Raw genomic sequence first — 19,530 nt, forward strand, 5'->3', positions numbered from 1 at the left:
CGCTACCGGGTCCCCACGAGCAGAGCCGCCGACGTGCGGTCGTGCACGCCGAGAGCCGCGTAGGCGTTCTCGAGGTGCTTGCCGACGGTCCGGCGACTGATGCCGAGATCGTGGGCGATCGCGCGGTCCGTGGCGCCCCGCGCCACCCCGGCGAGGACCGCGCGCTGCCGCGCGGTGAGCGGGCACGGCTCCGGCTCGTGGGCGGCGCGCCAGAGGGCGTCCGCGAGGTGCGGGCGTACGAGGCCGAGCAGGGCGAGCTCGCGGTCGGTGAACGCCCGGTCGGCGCGGACGAGCGCGACGCGGGCCCGCGCGGGACCGTGCCCGAGCACCGCGGCCATCTGGTGGCGCCCGCCCGGCCCCCCGCCCGGCGGCCAGGACAGCACAGCGCCGTCGAACCCGGTCACGGCCAGGCCGTCGCTCCCGACCAGCGCCGCCAACCGGGGCCACACGACCGCGTCCAGGTCGCGCACGGAGAGCACGGCGGCCGCGCCCGCGGCGAGGTCGAGGGCCGCGGACAGCGCGCGCTCCGGTGTCATGGCTCGGCTCCCGTCGGCGGGTCACCGAGTGTCGACCGCTTCGCGGCCCCGCACCAGCACCGTTCGGCCACGGGTCACTCGTCCGGCCTACGGAAGCTTCCGTATCGAGACGCGCACCGCAGGGGTCTTCACTGGTCCGACCGCCGTTCGTGTCCAGCCGAGGAGAACCGTCATGCCGCGCAAGATGCTCGATTGCCGCGAGATGCCCAGCGAGAGCGGGTGCTCGCTCACCCTGACCGGCGAGGCGGACGAGGTCCTCGAGGCCGGCGCCGCCCACGCCGTCGCCGTGCACGGCCACACCGACGGCGAGGAGCTGCGCAGCGGGCTCCGCAGTGGCCTGCGCGACGCGCCGCAGGCGACCGGACCGGGAGCGTTCGTGCAGGTCATCGAGTTCAACACGCGGTCCTACGACGAGATGGACGCGTTGATGGACGGCTGGATGGCCGACATCGGCGCCGAACGGGCCGCCGGGTGGATGGTGCTCGGCCGGGAGCGGGACCGCGCGGACTCCTACCTCCAGGTCGTGGCGTTCGACAGTGTCGAGGACGCCCGTCGCAACTCCGACCACCCGGTGACCACGGCCTTCGCCGAGAAGATGCGGGCCCTCTGCGACGCACCTCCGACGTTCCACGACCTCGACGTCGTGCGGACGGAGCCGTCCTGATCAGGCGTGCCGGCGACGCGGACGCGGCTGGCAGGTCGGGCACCAGTACGACGACCGGTTCATGAACGGCGCCCGCGCCACCGGCGTCCCGCAGCGGGGGCACGGGCGGTCGGCCTGCCCGTAGACGGCCAGCGCCCGGTCGAAGTAGCCGGAGTCGCCGTGCACGTCGACGTAGAGCGCGTCGAACGAGGTGCCGCCGGCGGCCAGCGCCTCGTCCATCACCTCGCGCGCGGCCGTCAGCACGCGCCGGCCCTCGGGACGCGTCAGCGTCGCGGTGGGGCGCTCGTAGTGCAGCTTCGCGCGCCACAGCGACTCGTCGGCGTAGATGTTGCCGATCCCCGACACCAGCGTCTGGTCCAGCAGCGCGCGCTTGAGACCGGTGCGCCGGCGGCGCAGGCCCCCGACCGCGGCCTCGGCGTCGAACGCGGGGTCCATCGGGTCGCGCCCGATGTGCGCCACGGGCACGGGCAGGTCCTCGGGACCCGTGACGTCGGTGACGGTGAGGCCGCCGAAGGTCCGCTGGTCGACGAAGCGTAGCTCAGGCCCGTCGTCGTCGAAGCGCACCCGGATGCGCAGGTGCTTCTCGTCGGGCCGCTCGGCGGGCTGGACCAGCATCTGGCCGCTCATGCCGAGGTGCGCGAGCAGCGCCGCCTCGGCATCGCCGAGCTCGATCCACAGGTACTTGCCGCGCCGCCGCACCGCGTTCAGGCGGCGGTCCTTCAGTCGGTCGACCAGCTCCGCGGCGCCGCCGGCCTGGCGGCGAACCGAGCGGGGGTGGAAGACCTCGACGTCGCTCACCCGCCGGCCGGTCAAGTGGTCGGCGAGACCCCGCCGGACGACCTCGACCTCGGGGAGCTCAGGCACCGCTGGAGGGCTCGCCCCCGCCTTCGAGGTGCTGGTAGGCGGTGCGTGCGGCCTTCTGCTCGGCGTCCTTCTTCGTCCGCCCGATCCCGCTGCCCAGCTCCTCGCCCGCCACGACGACCGTCGCGGTGAACTCCTTGAGGTGGTCGGGACCCTCGTCGGTCATCCGGTACTCGGGCACGCCGAGATCCCGGGCCGCGGTGAGCTCCTGGAGGCTGGTCTTCCAGTCGAGGCCGGCGCCCAGCAGCGGCGCCGTGCGCAGCAGCTCGCCGAACAGGCGCTCGACGAGCGTGCGCGAGGTCTCGATGCCGTGCTGGAGGTGCACCGCGCCGAGCACGGCCTCGACGGCGTCGCCGAGGATGCTCGGCTTGTCGCGGCCGCCGGTGAGCTCCTCGCCGCGACCCAGGTACAGGCGTTCGCCGAGGCCCAGCTCGCGGGCCACGCCGGCGAGCGCGTGCATGTTGACGACGCTGGCACGCAGCTTCGCGAGCTGACCCTCGGGCAGATCCGGGTGCTCGCGGTAGAGCCGCTCGGTGACGATGATGCCGAGCACGGCGTCACCCAGGAACTCGAGGCGCTCGTTGGTGGGCAGCCCACCGTGCTCGTAGGCGTACGAGCGGTGGGTCAGGGCGAGCTCGACCAGCTCGGGGCTGAGATCGACCTGCAGGACCTCACCGAGCGTCGAGGTGTCGGACTCGACCAGGGGTTCCACCGGCTCCGCGCTCATCGCCGTCACCGCGTACGCGGCCCTCAGGCCGGGGTGACGGCCCGGCGACCGGCGTACTGGCCGCAGTTCGGGCACGCCACGTGCGGCGGCTTCGGCTTCGCGCACGCCTTGTTCTGGCACGCCACCAGCTGCGGCACGGACGCCTTCCACTGCGAGCGGCGGGCGTGGGTGTTCGCGCGCGACATCCGGCGCTTCGGGACGGCCACGGTGGTCAGCTCTCCTCTAGTTCTCGGTACTACGGCCGGCGCCGCCGTACTTCTCCTGAAGCGCGGCCCAGCGAGGATCGATTGTCTCACGAGCCTCTCCGGCCGGGACGAAGGCCCACGCCTCCGGGTCCGAAGACTCGACGCCGGGGCAGTCCTCGCGGCAGAGCGGGGTCACCGGCAGCTCGAGCAGGACCGCGTCGCGGACCGCAGGCTCGAGGTCGATGCGCTCGTCGACGATCCGGCTGACCTCGTCCTCGTCGGCCGTGTCGTCGGTGACCGAGTCCGGGTAGGCGTAGAGCTCGGTGAGATCCACGTCGACGTGGTCGGTGAACGACTCGAGGCACCGCGAGCACTCGCCGACGACGTCGGTCTGCACCGTCCCGGAGGCGAGCACGCCCTCCATCACCGACTCCAGGCGCAGGTCGAGGTGGATCGGCTCGCCCACGGGCACGCCGATCATCTCGAGCCCGAACCCCTCGGGCGCGGCGACGTCCCGGCGCAGCGGCTTCATCTGGCCGGGCCGGCGCAGGAGCTCGCGCGCGACGTCGACCACCCACGGGCTCGCGGCGTCGACGGTGGATTCGGGGTGCTTCTTCTCGCCTGTCATCTCGACCGACGAGTCTACGCGAGGGCGATCAGGCGCCCAGCCGCTCGCTCCACCGGAAGCGCCGGCCCTCGCGGGGCTCGTCGCGCACCTCGGGCTCGTCCTCCTCGCGACCGCGCGACGGGCCACTCCCCGCCGAGCCGGCGGGGGTGCTCATGCGCAGCTGGTGGCGGTGGCGCCCGACGGTGTCGAGCACCGACTCGAGCGTCTCGGAGAAGTCGGCGAGCGTGCCGTCGACGTAGTGGTCGCACTCGGAGCGGCGGCGATCGGCCTCGTCGGTGGCCGCGTCGACGAGACGCTCGGCCTCGACGTGGGCGGCGCGGGTCACCTCGTGGGCGTCGACGAGACGCGCCTGCTCGGTGCGGCCCTCGGCCACCGCGCGCTCGTAGTTCTGGCGCCCGGCCTCGCTCATGCGCTCGGCCTCGGCCTCGGCGCGCTCGGTCAGCTCGGCGTACTCGCGGCGCCCGCGTCCGACGGTGCGCTCGGCCTCGTGCTCGGCCTCCGCGATCATCTGCTGGGCCTGCTCGCGCGCCTCGGCCAGCATCCGGTCGGCCTCGGTGCGGGCGTCGGCCCGGGCCGTCTCGGCCTCCTCGGTCGCCTCCGCGATGATCTTGTCGCGGTGGTCGAGGACATCCTGCGCGTCGTCGAGCTCCCCGGGGATGGCCTCACGGACGTCGTCGAGCAGCTCGAGCACGTCGCCGCGGGGCACCACGCAGCTGGTGGTCATGGGCAGCCCGCGCGCCTCCTCGCAGAGGGTCACGAGCTCGTCGAGAGCTTCGAACACGCGGTACACGTCGTGGAGTCTGCCGCCACGGGGGCCGGCGGCCCGGAATTCAGCCGCCTGCCCGGCGTGTCGTCGCGGCCGGCCCCGCCTCAGCCCAGGCGTTCGAGCAGGCGCCGGTGCACCTCGGGGTGCAGGAACGCGCTGATGTCGCCGCCCCCGCGCGCGACCTCCTTCACCAGCGAGCTGGAGACGAAGGAGTGGGCGGGGTCGGTGATGAGGAAGACCGAGTCGACCCCGGTGAGGTGACGGTTCATCTGCGCCATCGGCTCCTCGAACCCGAGGTCGGTGGCCGACCGCAGGCCCTTGACCATCGTCGCGGCGCCGATGCTGCGGCAGTAATCGACGACGAGCCCCTCGAACGCGTCGGTGCGCACGTTGTCCAGGCCGTCCAGGGCCGTCGCCAGCAGGTCGCGCCGCTCGTCGACGCTGAACAGGCCCTTCTTCGCGGGGTTGATCGCCACCGCCACGACCACCTCGTCGAACAGCGCGGCCGCGCGCGCCACGACGTCGGCGTGCCCGAGCGTGACGGGGTCGAACGAGCCGGGGCAGACCGCGATCGCCATGGGTGCGGATCATGGCAGAACCGGCAGGATCGGGTGCGTGGACGACGAGATGCTCCGCGCGGACCTCGCGGCGGTGTACCCGCAGTTCGGCCTGCGGCTGGCGCACGCGGGCCTCGTGCTCGTCCCGCCCACCGACGTCGAGCTCTTCGAGCTGGCCGCGATCGTCGGCGAGCCGGGCGGGGTGGTCGACGACGGTGAGGAGCACTTCCTCACCTGGCCCACCGGGGACGCGGACGCCGTCGACCGCTTCCTGCGCTTCCACTGGTCGCTGCGCGTGCGTCCCTCCCCCGCGGGCTGGCTCGTGCCCTTCGCCGTGGTGTCGGGCGGCCGCGCCGTCGGCGTCGTCGGGCTGGGCGCGCCGCGGTGGCCCGGCGAGCGGGTGGTCGACACGCGGGCGTGGATCGCGCGCACCGACCAGGGCCGCGGGCTCGGGCGACGCTGCCGGGCGATGCTGCTCGAGCTCGCCTTCGCACACCTCGGCGTCCAGCGGGCGGTGACGGCCGCGGCCCGCGAGAACGCCGCGTCCCGTGCGGTGTCGAAGCGTCTGGGCTACCGCGAGACCGGGGAGATCCGCGGGGCCGACGGCGTCGTCGAGGTGCACGCCTCGCTCACCCCGGCGGCCTGGCGGCGCCGGCGGCTCCCCGACGTCGAGGTCGACGGTGTCGACGCGTTCCTCGCGGCGCTGGAGCCCTAGCCCGAGCACGGGGTTGGACCGGTCCGACCAGCGACGCGTCGCGCCCGGAGGGCCCGCGACGGCCGACCGGGCCCGTTTCCGTGCAGGTCATCGCCGAGCACCCTCCTCCGACACCCAGGAGGAGGGTCCATGACCGCAGGAGGAACTCCGCGCCGTGAGCGTCGGACATCGAAATCGGCCTCGTCGGGAGGCTCCACGTCGGGAGGCTCCGCGTCGGGAAGCACAGCCGAGGAGCGCCCCGACCCCGGCACCGGCCGTCGGGGCGGCCGGACGTCCCGCAGCGACGAGGGGGCGTCCCGGCCGGACGTCTACCTCGACGTGCCGAAGCTCGAGGTGGACCACATCGGCCTCGAGGTGGAGAACCTCCGGGCGCGGGTGTCCCTGCAGGCCGAGGTGCTCGACCTGCTCAAGCTCAACGTCGGTGTCGACGCCCAGCTCGGCCGCGTCGCGCTGGAGATCGACGGCGTCTCGGCCGAGGCGACGCTCAAGGTCCGCCTCGACGAGGTCGCGGGGATCATCGACCGCGTCCTGACCACGATCGACCGCAACCCGCAGATCCTCGAGACCGTGGCGCGGGCCGCCCAGGACGCCGTGCAGGAGGTCGGATCGGGCGTCGGCGAGGCGACGAGCCAGCTCGGGCGCGCGGCCGGCGACGCCGTCGGTGAGGTCGCGGGGCAGGCCGGGGACGCCGTCGGCCAGCTGTCGGGCGAGGTCGGCGAGGCCGCCGGCGAGCTCACCGACCGCGCCGGGGAGGCCGTGGGCGACGCGACCCAGGTCGGCGGACAGGCGGTCGGCGCCGTCACCGGCGCCGCCGAGAGTGTCACCGGCGGGTCCTCGGAGGAAGACGGCGACAGCACCGGCGACACCTCCGGCGCGTCCGGCTCCTCCGACACCTCCGACTCCTCCGACGCCTCCGCCGAGGCCGAGGACGGGTCGGGCGGGGGTGGCGGACGGTCCCGCCGCCGCGCGTCGACGGCACGTGCGCGGCCCGCACGCCGGGCGACGTCGTGAGCGAGGACCGCGAGCCGGACGTGGAGTTCAGCGCCCGGGTCCAGGCCCGTCGGCTGCGGTTCGAGGCGGTCCCCGAGGTCCGCATCGACGCCTCGGTGTCGGGGAGCGACCGGGTCAATCTCCCGGACCGGGTCGAACGGCACGTGACCTACGAGGACGTGCACATCGACCACGCGATGCTGTCCTGGCTCGAGCCGCCCGCCGAGGAGCCACCCGCCGAGTAGCCACCCGCCGAGTAGCCACCCCGTCGAGTAGCCACCTGAGAGTACGGCCCGGGCGGCCGGTGCGGGGACCGGCCGCCCGGGCGGGGTCCTCAGCTCCCCGACTCGGTCGTGCGTCGCCGGCGCGTGCCCGCGGCCCGCCCGGTCTCCCCCGTCTCGGGACGGCTCGGCGACCGCGGCTTCCGCGGCCGCGCCGGGGCCGACTCCGGCGAGCCGGAACCCGACCCCCGACGACGCCGGGACGTCGGCGAGGACGTCGTGTCCGCGGACGCGTCGCCGGCGTCCTCGTCCTCGGCGTCCTCGGCGTCCTCGGCGTCCTCGTCGTCCTCGTCGACGGCGTCGTCCTCGGCGTCGGCGTCGTCCTCGTCAACGGCGTCGTCCTCGTCGAGCTCGTCCTCGACCTCGTCGTCGCCGACCTCAACGGTGTCGTCGGCCGTGTCCTCGTCGTCAGCGGCGTCTTCCGCCGCGTCGGCGTCGGCGTCGGCGTCCTCGACCAGATCCGCGTCCGCGTCCTCGTCGTCCAGGTCGACGACGCCGTCATCGTCGAGCTCGTCGAGCTCGTCGTCGACGTCGGCGAACTGGTCGGCGTCCTCGGCGGGCTCGTCGGTCGTGATGTCGATGCGGACGGTCCGTCCGCCGATGACGAGGGTCCCGTGCAGGTCGATCGATTCGATGAGCGCATCGGTCATGGGTGGTGGGTCCTTCCCGGGGTGCCAGGGCGCGGGTCGAGGGGGTCGGCCCGTCGCGTGGGAGGCCGGTGTCCCCGGGCGGGAGGTGCGCGATGCGGGGTCGGCGACGTTCGGGCCGAAGTGACTCCGGGCGGTGCAGTCGGTACGCCCCACCACCGGGAGGCGGTGCGCCGACGATCGTGTCGTCGTTGCGCCGACGTGCGCCTGCGACCGACGATCAGGCGGGGAGCGAGGGTCACCCCGACTGCGTGGGACGCAGCGGAGGGCGCCCTCGCGGCACGGGGCGCGGCCCGCTCAGGTCGTGAACGCCCGGACCGTGACGTCGGTGCCGGCGGCGGTGGCCGTCCGGTAGACGACCGCGCCGTCGGGGTTGGCGATCCGCTGCTGGGCGCCGAGCGACGACACTCCCGAGGCCTGGAGCCAGGGCGCCACGGCCGCCACCGGGAGCCGCACGGTGAGCGTGACGAGCGTGTCGATCCCGCCCTGCGACTCCAGCCGCAGCACCGCCGCCTCCGCCGGGAGCGGGGCGAGGGCGGCGAAGCGCAGCGCCTGCCCGAGGTCCGGGGCGGGCGGCGCCGCGCGCTCGGGCGTGACCGTGCACCCCACCAGCAGGGCGAGCACGACCACCAGGAGGAGCCTCACGTCCTGGTGGCGACGTGCAGCGTCGTCTCGCCGTAGACCCGCGGATCCTCGGGCTCGAGACCCTCGGGCCAGGTCGGGGCCGGGGACCGCCCGTCGCGCTCGACCACCACCACCGCGTCGGTGCGGGTCCAGCGCGGCAGGAGGGCGACCACGTAGTCCACGGCGTCGGTGTAGGGCGGGTCGACGAAGACGAGGTCCACCGGACCCGGGGTCCGCCTCAGGTAGGCGAGCACCGCGCTGCGCCGCACGAGCGCTCCCCGCACACCGGCGACACCCACGTTGCTGGTGATCACCGCGCAGGCGCGGGGGTCGCGCTCGACGAGGACCGCGGTGGACGCCCCGCGCGAGAGCGCCTCGATCCCCAGCGCGCCGGAGCCGGCGAAGAGGTCGAGGACCTCGGCGTCCTCGAGCGCCCCGCGCGCCTCGAGCATGGAGAACAGGGCCTCGCGCACCCGGTCGGACGTGGGCCGCGTGCCGGTCGGCGGGACGGCGATCCGCCGGCCGCCCGCGACGCCGCCGATCAGCCGCGTCACGCGAGGACCACCACGAGGTCACCGCCCTCGACCTGCTGGACCGACCCGATGGCCACGCGCTCGACGGTGCCGCCCTTCTGGGCGGTGATCGACGCCTCCATCTTCATGGCCTCGATCGTCGCGACGGTGGCGCCGGCGGCGACCTCGTCGCCCTCCGAGACCTGCAGCGTCACGACACCGGCGAACGGTGCGGCGACGTGGCCCGGCTCGTTCTTGTCCGCCTTCTCGACCGCCTTGACGTCGGTGTCCACCGAGCGGTCGCGCACCTGCACGGGCCGCAGCTGGCCGTTCAGCGACATCAGGACCGTGCGCAGGGCGCGCTCGTCGGGCTCGCTGATCGCCTCGAGCTCGATGAGCAGCTGCACACCGGTGTCGATGTCGACGGCGTACTCGAGCTCGGGCTCCAGGCCGTAGAAGAACTCCTGGCTGCGCAGCACCGAGGTGTCGCCGTAGGCGGTGCGGTGCTCGCGGAACTCCTTGGTCGGGCCGGGGAAGAGCAGCTCGTTGAGCGTGGCCGCGCGGTCGGACTCGAGGCCCTTGCGGTCGTCGTCGGTGAGCTCGGCGAGCCCGGGACGCCCAGTACTCGATCCGACAGGGCGGCCCTCGAGCGCCTTGCTGCGCAACGGCTCGGGCCAGCCGCCGGGCGGGTCGCCGAGCTCCCCGCGCAGGAAGCCGATGACCGAGTCGGGGATGTCGAACCTCGTGGGGTCGGCCTCGAAGTCCGCGGGGTCGACCCCCGCGCCGACGAAGTGCAGCGCGAGGTCGCCGACGACCTTGGACGAGGGCGTCACCTTGACGAGGTGCCCGAGCATCCGGTCGGCGGCGGCGTAGGCGTCCTCGATCTGCTCGAACCGATCCCCCAGCCCGAGCGCGACGGCCTGCTGGCGCAGGTTGGAGAGCTGCCCACCGGGGATCTCGTGGTGGTAGACGCGGCCGGTCGGCGAGGCGAGCCCCGCCTCGAACGGCGCGTAGACCTTGCGCACGACCTCCCAGTAGGGCTCGAGCGCGTTGACGGCGTCGAGCGACAGGCCGGTCTCGCGCTCGGAGTGGTCGGTCGCGGCGACCAGGGCCGAGAGCGACGGCTGCGAGGTCGTCCCGGCCATCGACGCGACGGCGCCGTCGACGGCATCGACCCCGGCGTCGATCGCCGCGGTGAGCGTCGCGAGCTGGCCGCCCGCGGTGTCGTGGGTGTGCAGGTGCACGGGCAGGTCGAACCGCTCGCGCAGCGCGGTGACGAGCTTGCGTGCGGCCGGGGGGCGGAGCAGCCCGGCCATGTCCTTGATGGCCAGGACGTGCGCGCCGGCCTCGACGATCTGCTCGGCAAGACCGAGGTAGTAGTCCAGCGTGTAGAGCTTCTCGCCGGGGTTCATGAGGTCGCCGGTGTAGCAGAGGGCGACCTCGGCCACGGCCCCGCCGGACTGGCGCACCGCGTCGATCGCCGGGCGCATCTGGCTGATGTCGTTGAGCGCGTCGAAGATCCGGAAGATGTCGATGCCGGTGCGGGCGGCCTCGGCGACGAACGCGTCGGTGACCTCGGTCGGGTAGGGCGTGTAGCCGACCGTGTTGCGCCCGCGCAGCAGCATCTGCAGGCAGATGTTCGGGACCGCCTCGCGCAGCCGGCCCAGCCGTTCCCACGGGTCCTCGGCGAGGAAGCGCAGCGCCACGTCGTAGGTCGCGCCGCCCCAGCACTCCAGCGACAGCAGCTCCGGGGTGGTGCGCGCGACGTGCGGGGCGACCTCGAGCAGGTCGCGGGTGCGCACGCGCGTGGCGAGCAGCGACTGGTGGGCGTCGCGGAAGGTCGTGTCGGTGACCCCGACGGTGGTCTGCTCGCGCAGCCAGGCGGCGAAGCCCTCCGGGCCGAGCTCGCCCAGGCGCTGCTTGGACCCGTCGGGCGGCGCCACGTCCAGGTCCACCATCGGCAGCTTCTCGCGCGGGTCGGCGAGGTCCGGCTTGCCGCCGTTGGGCTTGTTGACGGTGACGTCGGCGAGGTAGCTCATCAGGCGCGTCCCGCGGTCGGCGGGGGCGCGGGCGGAGAGCAGGTGCGGGTGCTCGGCGATGAACGACGTCGTCACCCGGCCCTCGCGGAAGTCCGGCTCGTCGAGCAGGGCCATGAGGAACGGGATGTTCGTCGAGACGCCGCGCACCCGGAACTCGGCCAGGGCGCGGCGGGCCCGGCGCACCGCGGTGGTGAAGTCGCGCCCGCGGCAGGTGACCTTGACCAGCAGCGAGTCGAAGTGCGCGCTGATCTGGGCCCCGGCGTAGGCCGTGCCGCCGTCGAGCCGCACGCCCGAGCCCGACGCCGACCGGTAGGCCGAGATCATCCCGATGTCGGGGCGGAACTCGTTGGACGGATCCTCGGTGGTGATCCGGCACTGCAGCGCGAAGCCGTGCAGCGCGACCGAGTCCTGCGACAGGCCCAGGTCCTCCAGGGTCTCCCCCGACGCGATGCGCATCTGGCAGGCGACGAGGTCGACGTCGGCGACCTCCTCGGTGACCGTGTGCTCCACCTGGATGCGGGGGTTCATCTCGATGAAGTGGTGGTGGCCGTCGCCGTCGAGCAGGAACTCCACGGTGCCGGCGTTGACGTAGCCGATCTGCTCGGCGAACTTCACGGCGTCCGCGCAGATCGCCTCGCGGGTCTCCGCCGACAGGTGCGGGGCGGGCGCGATCTCGACGACCTTCTGGTGCCGGCGCTGCACCGAGCAGTCGCGCTCGAACAGGTGCATGACGTGGCCCGCGCCGTCGGCGAGGATCTGCACCTCGATGTGCCGCGGGTCGATCACGGCCTGCTCGAGGATCACCGTCGCGTCGCCGAAGGCGCTCGACGCCTCGTTCATGGCCGCCTGCAGCGACTCCCGGAGCGCCGCGGGCTCCTTCACCAGGCGCATCCCGCGCCCGCCGCCGCCCGCGACCGCCTTGACGAAGATCGGGTAGGTCATCTCCTCGGCCGCGGCGAGGAGCGTGTCCATGTCGTCGGAGGGGTCGGTCGAGTCGAGCACCGGGACGCCGGCCTCGCGGGCCGCGGAGACGGCCCTGTGCTTGTTGCCGGCCATCGCCAGCACCCGCGGGGGCGGCCCGATGAACGTGATGCCGGCCTCCTCGCAGGCGGTGGCGAGCCCCGGGTTCTCGGACATGAAGCCGTAGCCGGGATAGATCGCGTCCGCGCCCGACCGGCGGGCCGCGTCGATGACCGCCTCGACCGAGAGGTAGGCGCGGACGGGGTGGCCGACCTCGCCGATCTGGTACGCCTCGTCGGCCTTGAGCCGGTGCTCGGAGTTGCGGTCCTCGTGCGGGAAGACGGCCACCGTGGCGGCGCCGAGCTCGTAGGCGGCGCGGAACGCCCGGATGGCGATCTCGCCGCGATTCGCCACGAGGACCTTGCGGAACATCGAACCCCCACACTCGGGCGACCGGGACGGCGCAGGTTACCGCGCTGTTCGTCGGTGTCGGGAGCGTCGCGGACGCGACGGACGTTGTCGGTGTGCGGTATCAAGGAGCAGAGTCCGGAGGAGGACACCGTGGACCGACAGAAGCGCTCGGCGGCCCCCTGGCTGTTCGGCCTGGCGGCGCTGCTCGCGCTGCTCTCGCCGGTGATCTTCCTGGCCGTCTGGGTCGCGGCCGGCGACCTCGAGGGCATCGGTGTCGCCCTGCTGGCCGGGGTGGCCGACCTCGTCCTCGCGGCGATCGCCGCGATCACGGCGACCGTCCTCGCCGTCCGCCGTGGCGTCACCCGCGTGCGCACGGTCGTCCACGGCCACCCGCAGGGCCGGGCGGGCCGCATGGCCGAGCACGACGCGGCGCGGTGGCACCTCGCACGTCGGCGCTTCGGCGAGCTGCAGGCCGAGTACGCCGCCTTCGAGGCGAGCCGGGCCGCCGTGGCCGCCCGCCCGGCGCTCGCCGACGTCACGGTGCCGGCCACCGCCCGCTTCGTGCAGGCCCTGGGCGACGCCGAGTTCCTGGCCACCGAGACCGAGCCCGCGCCGCCCCGTCGCGCCGAGTTCACCGCCGCCGTCGACCGCGCCTCCGCGGCGTGGGAGGACGCCCAGCGCGTCGCGGAGGGTCTCGCCGAGGCCCGGCGGGCCGGGTACCCCGGTGACGCGGGGTCGGCCGCTTCCGGCCCTGCCGGCCCTTCCGCCCGCGAGACCCGCGCCGTCGACCCGGCGCCCCCGCGGGTCACGCCTCCCGGGTCCGAGTACACCCAGGCCGCCGACGCCGTGCGCCGCGCCGCCGCCCGCGGGGCCCGCGACCTGCGCGACCGCCTGCGCGCCTGACCTCCCGGAGCGCCGGAGCGAACGGGCGGTTCGCTGCTTCTACGCGCGCGAACTCCCCGTTGATCACCCGGCGGCGCGGACCGCGTCGGCGAACGCCGCCGGCTGCTCGACGAGCACGTAGTGCCCGGCGTCCGGGACGACGACGACCCGGCGGTCCGGGCGCAGCGCCGTGACCGTGTCGGCGGCCAGGTCCGGCGCCCCGCCGGCGACGACGAGCACGGGCATCGCCGGCGCGCGCGGGTCGGCGCGCTGGGCGACGGCGTCGCGGTCGAGCGCCCGGTACCGGCCCATCGCCGCGTCGAGGCGGCCCGGCGGGGCGTAGGCGGCGACGGCCTCGTCGAGCGGGAAGGCCGGCGAGCCGGTGAACCCGGCGAGGAACTCCCGCACCCGGCCCCGCTGCGCCGCCTCGACGGCCCCGGGCGGCGCGTCGCCGAAGGACCGCAGGTGCGGCGGCCCGCGTTCGGCGAGCCCGAAGCCCGGCACGCCGCCGCCCGAGAGCACCAGCGACGCGACCTGCTCCGGGTGGGCGCGCGCCCAGGCCACGGCCGTCATGGCGCCCAGATCGTGGCCCACGACCGTCCCGGGCCGGAGGTCCAGGGCGACGGCGAGGCCCGCGAGGTCCGCGGCGAGGTCGGCGGTGGCGTAGGCGTCGGTGCCCGGCGGGGCGAAGCCCGAGCACCCGGCGCCGCGCAGGTCGGGCACCACGACGCGGTGGTCGGCGGCCAGGTCGGTCGCGACCGCCCGCCACGTCGACGCGGTCTCCGGGAAGCCGTGCAGCAGCACGACGGTCGGCGCGCCGACCGGACCGGCGACCGTCACCTGCAGGGAGGTCCCGCCGAGGTCCCGGGTGAGCACGTCCCCGCCGACGACCGCCGGAGCGCACGGATCGGGTGCCGAGGCCAGGCGGACAGGCGCACAGCCGGCCACCAGGAGCACCAACGCCGTGACGACCGTTCGGCGCAGGCCGAGCGGTCGGAGGTGCGGGGCCACGACGTCGAGCATGACCGGTCGACCCGGGAAACCGACCGATCACCCCGGGATCGGGGTTTGCCCGACGGTCGACGGGGCATCCGACGTGCGCAGACATGGTGAGTGGGAGCTGGGGAGCCTCCGCACACCGCATGGTCCGGGCCCGCCGTTCGGGGCGGCGGGCCCGGACTTCTCCACCTCGCGGTCGGTCCCGGTCTCAGGCGAGACGACGGATGGTGTTCATGTCGTCCATGCGCCGCTCGACGTCCGAGATCTTGACGTCGGAACCGGACTGCGGCGCCTCGATCATCTTGCCGTCGCCGATGTAGATGCCGACGTGGCTGACCGGGCTGTTGAAGAAGATGAGGTCGCCCGGCTTCATGCTGCCGGCGTCGACCTCCTGGCCCTCCTGGGCCTGGGCGCGCGAGGTGCGCGGCAGCTCGATGCCGGCCTTCTCGAAGGCGAACTGCGTGAGGCCGGAGCAGTCGAAGCCGTCCGGGCTCGTGCCGCCCCACACGTAGGGGACGCCCAGCTGGCCGCGCGCCGCGGAGATGGCCTGCCGCGCGACGGTCGACCCGGCGGACGAGGCCGAGGCCTGCTCGTCCGAGGACGCCGACTGGCGCTCCTGCTGCGACACCGACTGGCGCTCCGACGTCTGCTGCGCCGTGCGCTGGGCGGCGGCGCGGGAGTCGGGCGAGTCGTGCTTGATCGACGAGGCGGAGGCGGCACCCGAGACGACCGGCAGCACCGAGGAGGTCGCGGCGTCGGTGGGGTGCGCCGCGGGGGCGACGGCGAGGTTCGCCGAGGCCAGCTGCGGGGACAGCGCGGTCTCGCCGGTGGCCGGCGGCTCCTGCTCGCCGATCAGGCCGTGCGTGGCCATGCCGCCGGCGGTGGCGACCGCGCCGAGGGCGGCCAGCGACAGCCCGGCGGTCTTCGCGGCCCGCGAGAGCGGGTGGGCACCCGTGTCCGTGACCGGTCGGCCACCGTGGCGACCGTGCGCCGACCGGGCGCGACGGTCCTCGGGGACGATGCCCATCGAGCCGGTCGTCGCGTCCTCGGGGGCACGGTGACGTCCAGCCGGACGCGTGGTGGGGGCGTCCGCGATCTCGGGGAGCACAGCCGTCATGCGCGATCTCCATCGCCCGCCGGGCGGCGCTCGACGGACCGGGGTTCGTGGGGACGACCCCGGGTCCGCGGACGGCGGGCCGCTGGGGAGCTGCGGCTCGACGTCGGTCACCCGCCCCGTCCTGGGACGTCGTGCGCTCCGGGGAGGCCGCCGGACGGGGAGTCGGACGTTGCGGCCGAGCGCGCCGCCGGGCTGATGCTCAGCGACCACCGAAACGTAACCGATCCGTGACCCCACGACGCCACACCACGCCGTCACAGCGCGCTCTGCGGTCGTTGCACCGCGCTCATCGGTTTGCGCCCGGAACCCGGGACCGCTCGCCGCGACGTACACCCGAAACGGTGACGACGAACGGCCCCACTCACCCCCGGTCGCCGGAGTGCGGCCGGTCGGGGTGGGTGCGGACGGGGGTCACAGCCGGTCGAGGAACGCCGCCGAGGCCTCGTCGACAACTGAGCGCACCAGCCCGGCGAGACCCGGGTGACGGGCGAGCGTGGGGTCGGCGCCGACCACCTCGCGAGCCTCGTCACGGGCCTCCGCGACGAGGTCGGCGTGCTTGAGCACCGAGAGCATGTGCAGCCCCGAGCGACGCCCCGACTGCTGCGCGCCGAGCACGTCGCCCTCGTCGCGCACCTCGAGGTCGAGCCGCGAGACCTCGAAGCCGTCGGGCGTCGCCGCGAGGCGCTCGAGGCGCGTCAGGGCCGGCGAGCCCTCGAGCGCCTCGGTGACGAACAGGCACGACGAGGACGCCGACCCGCGGCCCACCCGCCCCCGCAGCTGGTGGAGCTGCGAGACACCGAACCGGTCGGCGTCCAGGATGATCATCATCGTGGCGTTCGGGACGTCCACGCCGACCTCGATGACCGTCGTCGCCACCAGCACGTCGACCCGACCCTCGGAGAACGCGCGCATCACGGCGTCCTTCTCGTCGGTGGGCATCCGGCCGTGCAGCACCTCGAGCCGCAGCCCGGCGAGCGGTCCCGCGGCGAGCATCGGCGCGACCTCGGCCACCGCGAGCGGCGGGCGCGCCTCGGGGCCGGGCTCCTCGTCGGCGTCCGCCTCGGGGTCGAGCAGGTCGTCGGCGGCGCGGGCCGGCTCGTCGTCCTCGGTGCCCGGCTCGCCGCCCTCCTCGCCGATGCGCGGGCAGACGACGTACACCTGGTGGCCCGCCGCGACCTCCTCGTGCACGCGCTCCCACGCCCGCTCGAGCCAGCGGGGCTTCACGCCCGCGGGCACCGCGGTGGTGGCGATCGGCTGCCGGCCGGCCGGGAGCTCGTCGAGCACCGAGGTGTCGAGGTCGCCGTAGAGGGTGAGAGCGACCGTGCGCGGGATCGGCGTCGCCGTCATCACCAGCACGTGCGGCGTCGTGGTGCCCGGGCGCGAGCGCAGCTCGTCACGCTGGTGCACCCCGAACCGGTGCTGCTCGTCGACGACGACGAGCCCGAGATCGGCGAAGCCGACGCCCTGCTGGATCACCGCGTGGGTGCCGACGACGATGCCCGCGGCCCCGGACTGGGCGTCGAGCAGCGCCTCGCGACGGGCCTTGGCGCCCAGCGACCCGGTGAGCAGCGTGACCCGCGTGGCGTGCCCGTCGGGATCGGCCGTGGGATCGTCGGGGAGCTCGCCCGCCCGTCCGAGCGACCCGAGCATCGCGCGCAACGAGCGGGCGTGCTGCGCGGCGAGGACCTCCGTCGGGGCGAGGAGCACCGCCTGCCGTCCGGAGTCGACGACCTGGAGCATCGCCCGCAGCGCGACGATCGTCTTGCCCGAGCCGACGTCGCCCTGCAGCAGGCGGTTGAGCGGCTCCGTGCCGGCGAGCACCTCGGCGAGCGACTCACCGACCGTGATCTGGGCGCCGGTGAGGGCGAACGGGAGGCGGGCGTCGAACGCCGCGGCCAGGCCCTCCTCGCGGCGGGGGCACGCGGGCGCCGGGCGGCTGGTGGCGCTCGCCCGGCGCCCGGCCATCGCGAGCTGCAGGCCGAACGCCTCGTCCCACACCAGCCGCCGCCGGGCCGCCCTCTGCTCCTCCCAGGTGTCGGGCAGGTGCACCCGGCGCAGGGCGTCGCCGAGCGTCGCGAGCCCGTGGGCGGCGCGCAGCACCTCGGGCAGCGGGTCCTCGGGGTCGTCGAGGAGGTCGAGCACCTGGCGCACGGCCATCATCACCACCCAGGAGCGCAGCTTCTTGGTGGCCGGGTAGATCGGGATGAGCCCCGGCAGGTCGGCGCTGACACCGGCGCCGAGCACGATGAACTCGGGAGCGGCGAGCTGCCAGCCGCCCTTGTAGCGGCTGAGGTCGCCGGAGAACAGGGCGCGCGTGCCGGGCTGCAGGTCGCGCTCGCGGTAGGGCTGGTTGAAGAAGGTGCAGGTGAGGCGCTGGGCGCCGACCGCCACCGTCGCCTCGGTGATGTGGCCCTTGCGGTGGCGCATCCGCCGCCCGGAGACGCTGTGGACGGTGCCGAGCAGCGTGACGTGCTCCTTGTCGCGGAACCGCTGGTCCTCGCGGTCGGAGGAGTGCGTCACCTGGGTGTGCGCGATGTAGCGACGGGGGTAGTGGCGCAGCAGGTCGCCCACGGTGTGCAGCTCGAGCTGGCGGGCGAGCGGCTTCGCGGTCTTGTCGCCCAGGGCCGTGGGCAGCGGCGTCTCCATCCCCACCACGGGGACCACGATGTCATCCCACCCCGACAGCGACACCGCGCGACCCATCGGCCGGCCGCGGGCGCACCCCGCCGGGATCGCGGCGGTCACGCCTCGGCTACCCTGGCGACAGGAGCGCACCGCCGTCCGCGGTGGGAGTGCGCCGCATCGCCAGGACGAATGAGGAGTTCAGCCGTGAGTGCCGTCTGTGACGTGTGCGCGAAGGGCCCGGGGTTCGGGAAGTCGGTGTCGCACTCGCACGTGCGGACGAATCGTCGCTGGAACCCGAACGTGCAGACCGTGCACGCCCGCGTGGCCGGTGGCAACCGCAAGCGGATGAACGTCTGCACCTCCTGCCTCAAGGCCGGCAAGGTCAGCCGGGGCTGAGTCCCCGGCTCGTCCCCCGCCCACCCCCGAGGTCGTCCCGCAGCGCGACCAGGGCGTCGCGCGTGGCGTGCGGCGGGAGCGCCTGCACGCAGAGCAGCTCCATCGTGGCGAGGTAGTCGTCGACGTCGCTGCGCTTGTCGAGGTACAGCGCGCTCGTGAGCTGCTCGAGGTACACCACGTCGGGCACCTCGGACCGGGGCGCGAACCGCAGGATGCTGAACGGTCCGCCGGCGCCCGCGTGGCCGCCGAGGTGGAACGGCACCATCTGCACGATCACGTGACGACGGTCGGAGACCTCCAGCAGGTGGTCGACCTGGGCGCGCATCACCTCGGCGCCGCCGGTCAGGCGGCGCAGCGCCGCCTCGTCGACCACCGCCCACAACGTCGGGGGGTCCTCGGCGTCCAGCACCCGCTGGCGACGGAGGCGGAGCTCGACGCGACGCTCCAGCTCCTCGTCGGACATCGACCCGTGCCCGAGGGCGGTCACGTGCCGCACCATCGCCTCGGTCTGCAGCAGCCCGGGGACGAACTGGGGCTCGTAGGTGCGGATCTGGGCGGCCGCCTGCTCGAGGCCCACGTAGGTCTCGAACCAGGGCGGGAGCAGGTCGGAGTACCGGTGCCACCACCCGGGGGCGTTCGCGCGCTGCGTCAGCGCGAACATCTGCGCGCGCTCGTCGACGTCGTGGACGCCGTAGAGGCTGAGCAGGTCGGCGACGTCGCGCTCCTTGAACCCGGTGCGCCCGTTCTCCAGCCGACTGATCTTCGCGTGCGAGCCGCGGATGCGGTCGCCCGCGGCCTCGCGCGTGACACCGGCCCGCTCGCGCAGGGCGCGCAGCTGCTGACCGAGCACGATGCGCAGGACCGTCGGGCCGCCGCCGGGGACGTCACGGATGTTCCGGACCTCCGCGGTCCCCGGGTCCGACGCCGGGTCCGACGCCGTGGCCTCCCCCTCCGGTGCCACGGCGGGACCTCCCTCAGCCTGGCGTCGGCAGCACGCCGGAGCGCGCCCGAACTGCGCACGACCGTAGCAGCAGGCCATGGCCCGGACGGCGCATCCGGGCCGTCCGGCGACGCTAGGCGCCCTCGGCCAACAGGTCGTCGAAGTCGCCGTCCTTCGCCCCGAGGATGAAGGCGGTCATCTCCGCGCGCGTGTAGACGATCACGGGTCCGTCACGGTGTCGCGAGTGGCGCACGGCCACTCCCCCGTCCGGCAGCGGCGCCACCTCGACGCAGTTCCCCTTCGGGTTGCTGCGCCGGCTCTTGCGCCACGCGACGTCGTCCTCGAACGCGGCGTGCGCGTCGACGAACTCGGGCATGCGGTCTCCCCCCGGTCCTGCAACAGCGCTCTGCGGTGCAGATCCGCGGTGCAGATGTTCTTGCATCTGCACAGTACGTCGGTCAGGGTGGG

At 74.5% G+C, this 19,530-nt stretch carries 22 protein-coding genes; 6 read left to right on the plus strand and 16 right to left on the minus strand.

The features are described 5' to 3' along the window. Positions 1–2 precede the first annotated feature (2 nt). A complete protein-coding gene (locus OG774_RS10800; protein WP_328309268.1) occupies positions 3–536 on the minus strand; it encodes a helix-turn-helix transcriptional regulator in 534 nt (177 codons plus the stop codon). A gap of 172 nt (positions 537–708) precedes the next feature. On the opposite strand from OG774_RS10800, the gene OG774_RS10805 reads away from it, so the two are divergent. Next, a complete protein-coding gene (locus tag OG774_RS10805) occupies positions 709–1,200 on the plus strand; it encodes a DUF1059 domain-containing protein (RefSeq protein WP_328309270.1) in 492 nt (163 codons plus the stop codon). Here the strand turns inward: OG774_RS10805 and mutM are convergent, their stop codons facing one another. The 6 genes from mutM to coaD form a co-directional block, all read right to left on the minus strand. Continuing rightward, positions 1,201–2,064: a bifunctional DNA-formamidopyrimidine glycosylase/DNA-(apurinic or apyrimidinic site) lyase gene (gene mutM / locus OG774_RS10810; protein ID WP_328309272.1), complete on the minus strand. Its 864-nt coding sequence runs from the start codon at positions 2,062–2,064 to the stop codon at positions 1,201–1,203. Then, entirely contained in the window at positions 2,057–2,788 is a 732-nt protein-coding gene (gene rnc, locus OG774_RS10815) for a ribonuclease III (RefSeq protein ID WP_328309274.1), read from the minus strand. Before rnc ends, mutM begins: the two co-directional genes overlap by 8 nt. Before the next feature lie 23 nt (positions 2,789–2,811). Beyond that, positions 2,812–2,994 carry a 50S ribosomal protein L32 gene (gene rpmF, locus OG774_RS10820; RefSeq protein ID WP_274189568.1) on the minus strand — a complete coding sequence of 61 codons (183 nt, stop codon included), beginning with the start codon at positions 2,992–2,994 and terminating at the stop codon, positions 2,812–2,814. A 16-nt stretch (positions 2,995–3,010) separates the two neighbouring features. After that, on the minus strand, positions 3,011–3,601 hold the full coding sequence (locus tag OG774_RS10825; RefSeq protein ID WP_328309276.1) for a YceD family protein: 591 nt from the start codon (positions 3,599–3,601) through the stop codon (positions 3,011–3,013). Positions 3,602–3,629: 28 nt separating this feature from the next. Next, positions 3,630–4,391 (minus strand): DivIVA domain-containing protein, encoded by a 762-nt coding sequence (locus OG774_RS10830; protein ID WP_328309277.1) that lies wholly within the window; start codon positions 4,389–4,391, stop codon positions 3,630–3,632. Between the two features lie 80 nt (positions 4,392–4,471). Next, positions 4,472–4,945 carry a pantetheine-phosphate adenylyltransferase gene (coaD, locus tag OG774_RS10835; protein ID WP_274193381.1) on the minus strand — a complete coding sequence of 158 codons (474 nt, stop codon included), beginning with the start codon at positions 4,943–4,945 and terminating at the stop codon, positions 4,472–4,474. Positions 4,946–4,982: 37 nt separating this feature from the next. Between coaD and OG774_RS10840 the strand changes: the two genes are divergently transcribed. From OG774_RS10840 to OG774_RS10850, 3 genes are all read left to right on the plus strand, one after another. Further along, entirely contained in the window at positions 4,983–5,639 is a 657-nt protein-coding gene (locus OG774_RS10840; RefSeq protein ID WP_328309280.1) for a GNAT family N-acetyltransferase, read from the plus strand. 318 nt (positions 5,640–5,957) lie between these two features. After that, positions 5,958–6,650 (plus strand): hypothetical protein, encoded by a 693-nt coding sequence (locus tag OG774_RS10845; protein ID WP_328309282.1) that lies wholly within the window; start codon positions 5,958–5,960, stop codon positions 6,648–6,650. Continuing rightward, complete coding sequence (locus OG774_RS10850; protein WP_328309284.1) at positions 6,647–6,874, plus strand: hypothetical protein; 228 nt, start codon at positions 6,647–6,649, stop codon at positions 6,872–6,874. The genes OG774_RS10845 and OG774_RS10850 overlap by 4 nt, the downstream gene beginning before the upstream one ends. A gap of 89 nt (positions 6,875–6,963) precedes the next feature. On the opposite strand, the gene OG774_RS10855 is transcribed toward OG774_RS10850, so the two are convergent. The 4 genes from OG774_RS10855 to OG774_RS10870 form a co-directional block, all read right to left on the minus strand. Then, positions 6,964–7,560 carry a hypothetical protein gene (locus OG774_RS10855; RefSeq protein WP_328309286.1) on the minus strand — a complete coding sequence of 199 codons (597 nt, stop codon included), beginning with the start codon at positions 7,558–7,560 and terminating at the stop codon, positions 6,964–6,966. Positions 7,561–7,854: 294 nt separating this feature from the next. Next, complete coding sequence (locus OG774_RS10860; RefSeq protein WP_328309288.1) at positions 7,855–8,202, minus strand: hypothetical protein; 348 nt, start codon at positions 8,200–8,202, stop codon at positions 7,855–7,857. Next, a complete protein-coding gene (rsmD, locus tag OG774_RS10865) occupies positions 8,199–8,735 on the minus strand; it encodes a 16S rRNA (guanine(966)-N(2))-methyltransferase RsmD (RefSeq protein ID WP_328309290.1) in 537 nt (178 codons plus the stop codon). Before rsmD ends, OG774_RS10860 begins: the two co-directional genes overlap by 4 nt. Then, positions 8,732–12,124, minus strand: coding sequence for a pyruvate carboxylase (locus OG774_RS10870; protein ID WP_328309292.1), 3,393 nt, complete (start codon positions 12,122–12,124; stop codon positions 8,732–8,734). Before OG774_RS10870 ends, rsmD begins: the two co-directional genes overlap by 4 nt. 129 nt (positions 12,125–12,253) lie before the next feature. Here OG774_RS10870 and OG774_RS10875 point away from each other — a divergent pair, with 129 nt between their 5' ends. Further along, a complete protein-coding gene (locus OG774_RS10875) occupies positions 12,254–13,006 on the plus strand; it encodes a hypothetical protein (protein WP_328309294.1) in 753 nt (250 codons plus the stop codon). A 63-nt stretch (positions 13,007–13,069) separates the two neighbouring features. Here the strand turns inward: OG774_RS10875 and OG774_RS10880 are convergent, their stop codons facing one another. From OG774_RS10880 to recG, 3 genes are all read right to left on the minus strand, one after another. Then, positions 13,070–13,996, minus strand: coding sequence for an alpha/beta hydrolase (locus OG774_RS10880; protein WP_328309295.1), 927 nt, complete (start codon positions 13,994–13,996; stop codon positions 13,070–13,072). Between the two features lie 196 nt (positions 13,997–14,192). Continuing rightward, positions 14,193–15,101 (minus strand): C40 family peptidase, encoded by a 909-nt coding sequence (locus OG774_RS10885; protein ID WP_328309297.1) that lies wholly within the window; start codon positions 15,099–15,101, stop codon positions 14,193–14,195. 411 nt (positions 15,102–15,512) lie between these two features. Continuing rightward, the gene (recG, locus tag OG774_RS10890; RefSeq protein WP_328310904.1) at positions 15,513–17,747 is read right to left on the minus strand and encodes an ATP-dependent DNA helicase RecG; all 2,235 of its coding nucleotides are present in this window, start codon (positions 17,745–17,747) and stop codon (positions 15,513–15,515) included. A 183-nt stretch (positions 17,748–17,930) separates the two neighbouring features. On the opposite strand from recG, the gene rpmB reads away from it, so the two are divergent. Further along, positions 17,931–18,122, plus strand: a complete 192-nt coding sequence (rpmB, locus tag OG774_RS10895) for a 50S ribosomal protein L28 (protein WP_274189554.1) — start codon at positions 17,931–17,933, stop codon at positions 18,120–18,122. Here rpmB and OG774_RS10900 read toward each other — a convergent pair. Then, on the minus strand, positions 18,109–19,083 hold the full coding sequence (locus tag OG774_RS10900; protein ID WP_328309299.1) for a helix-turn-helix domain-containing protein: 975 nt from the start codon (positions 19,081–19,083) through the stop codon (positions 18,109–18,111). The genes rpmB and OG774_RS10900 overlap by 14 nt on opposite strands. A gap of 112 nt (positions 19,084–19,195) precedes the next feature. Next, the gene (locus OG774_RS10905) at positions 19,196–19,438 is read right to left on the minus strand and encodes a DUF397 domain-containing protein (RefSeq protein ID WP_328309301.1); all 243 of its coding nucleotides are present in this window, start codon (positions 19,436–19,438) and stop codon (positions 19,196–19,198) included. Positions 19,439–19,530 lie beyond the last annotated feature (92 nt).

Origin of the sequence: Actinomycetospora sp. NBC_00405 (genome assembly GCF_036044095.1) — a bacterium.
Lineage (GTDB): Bacteria > Actinomycetota > Actinomycetes > Mycobacteriales > Pseudonocardiaceae > Actinomycetospora > Actinomycetospora callitridis.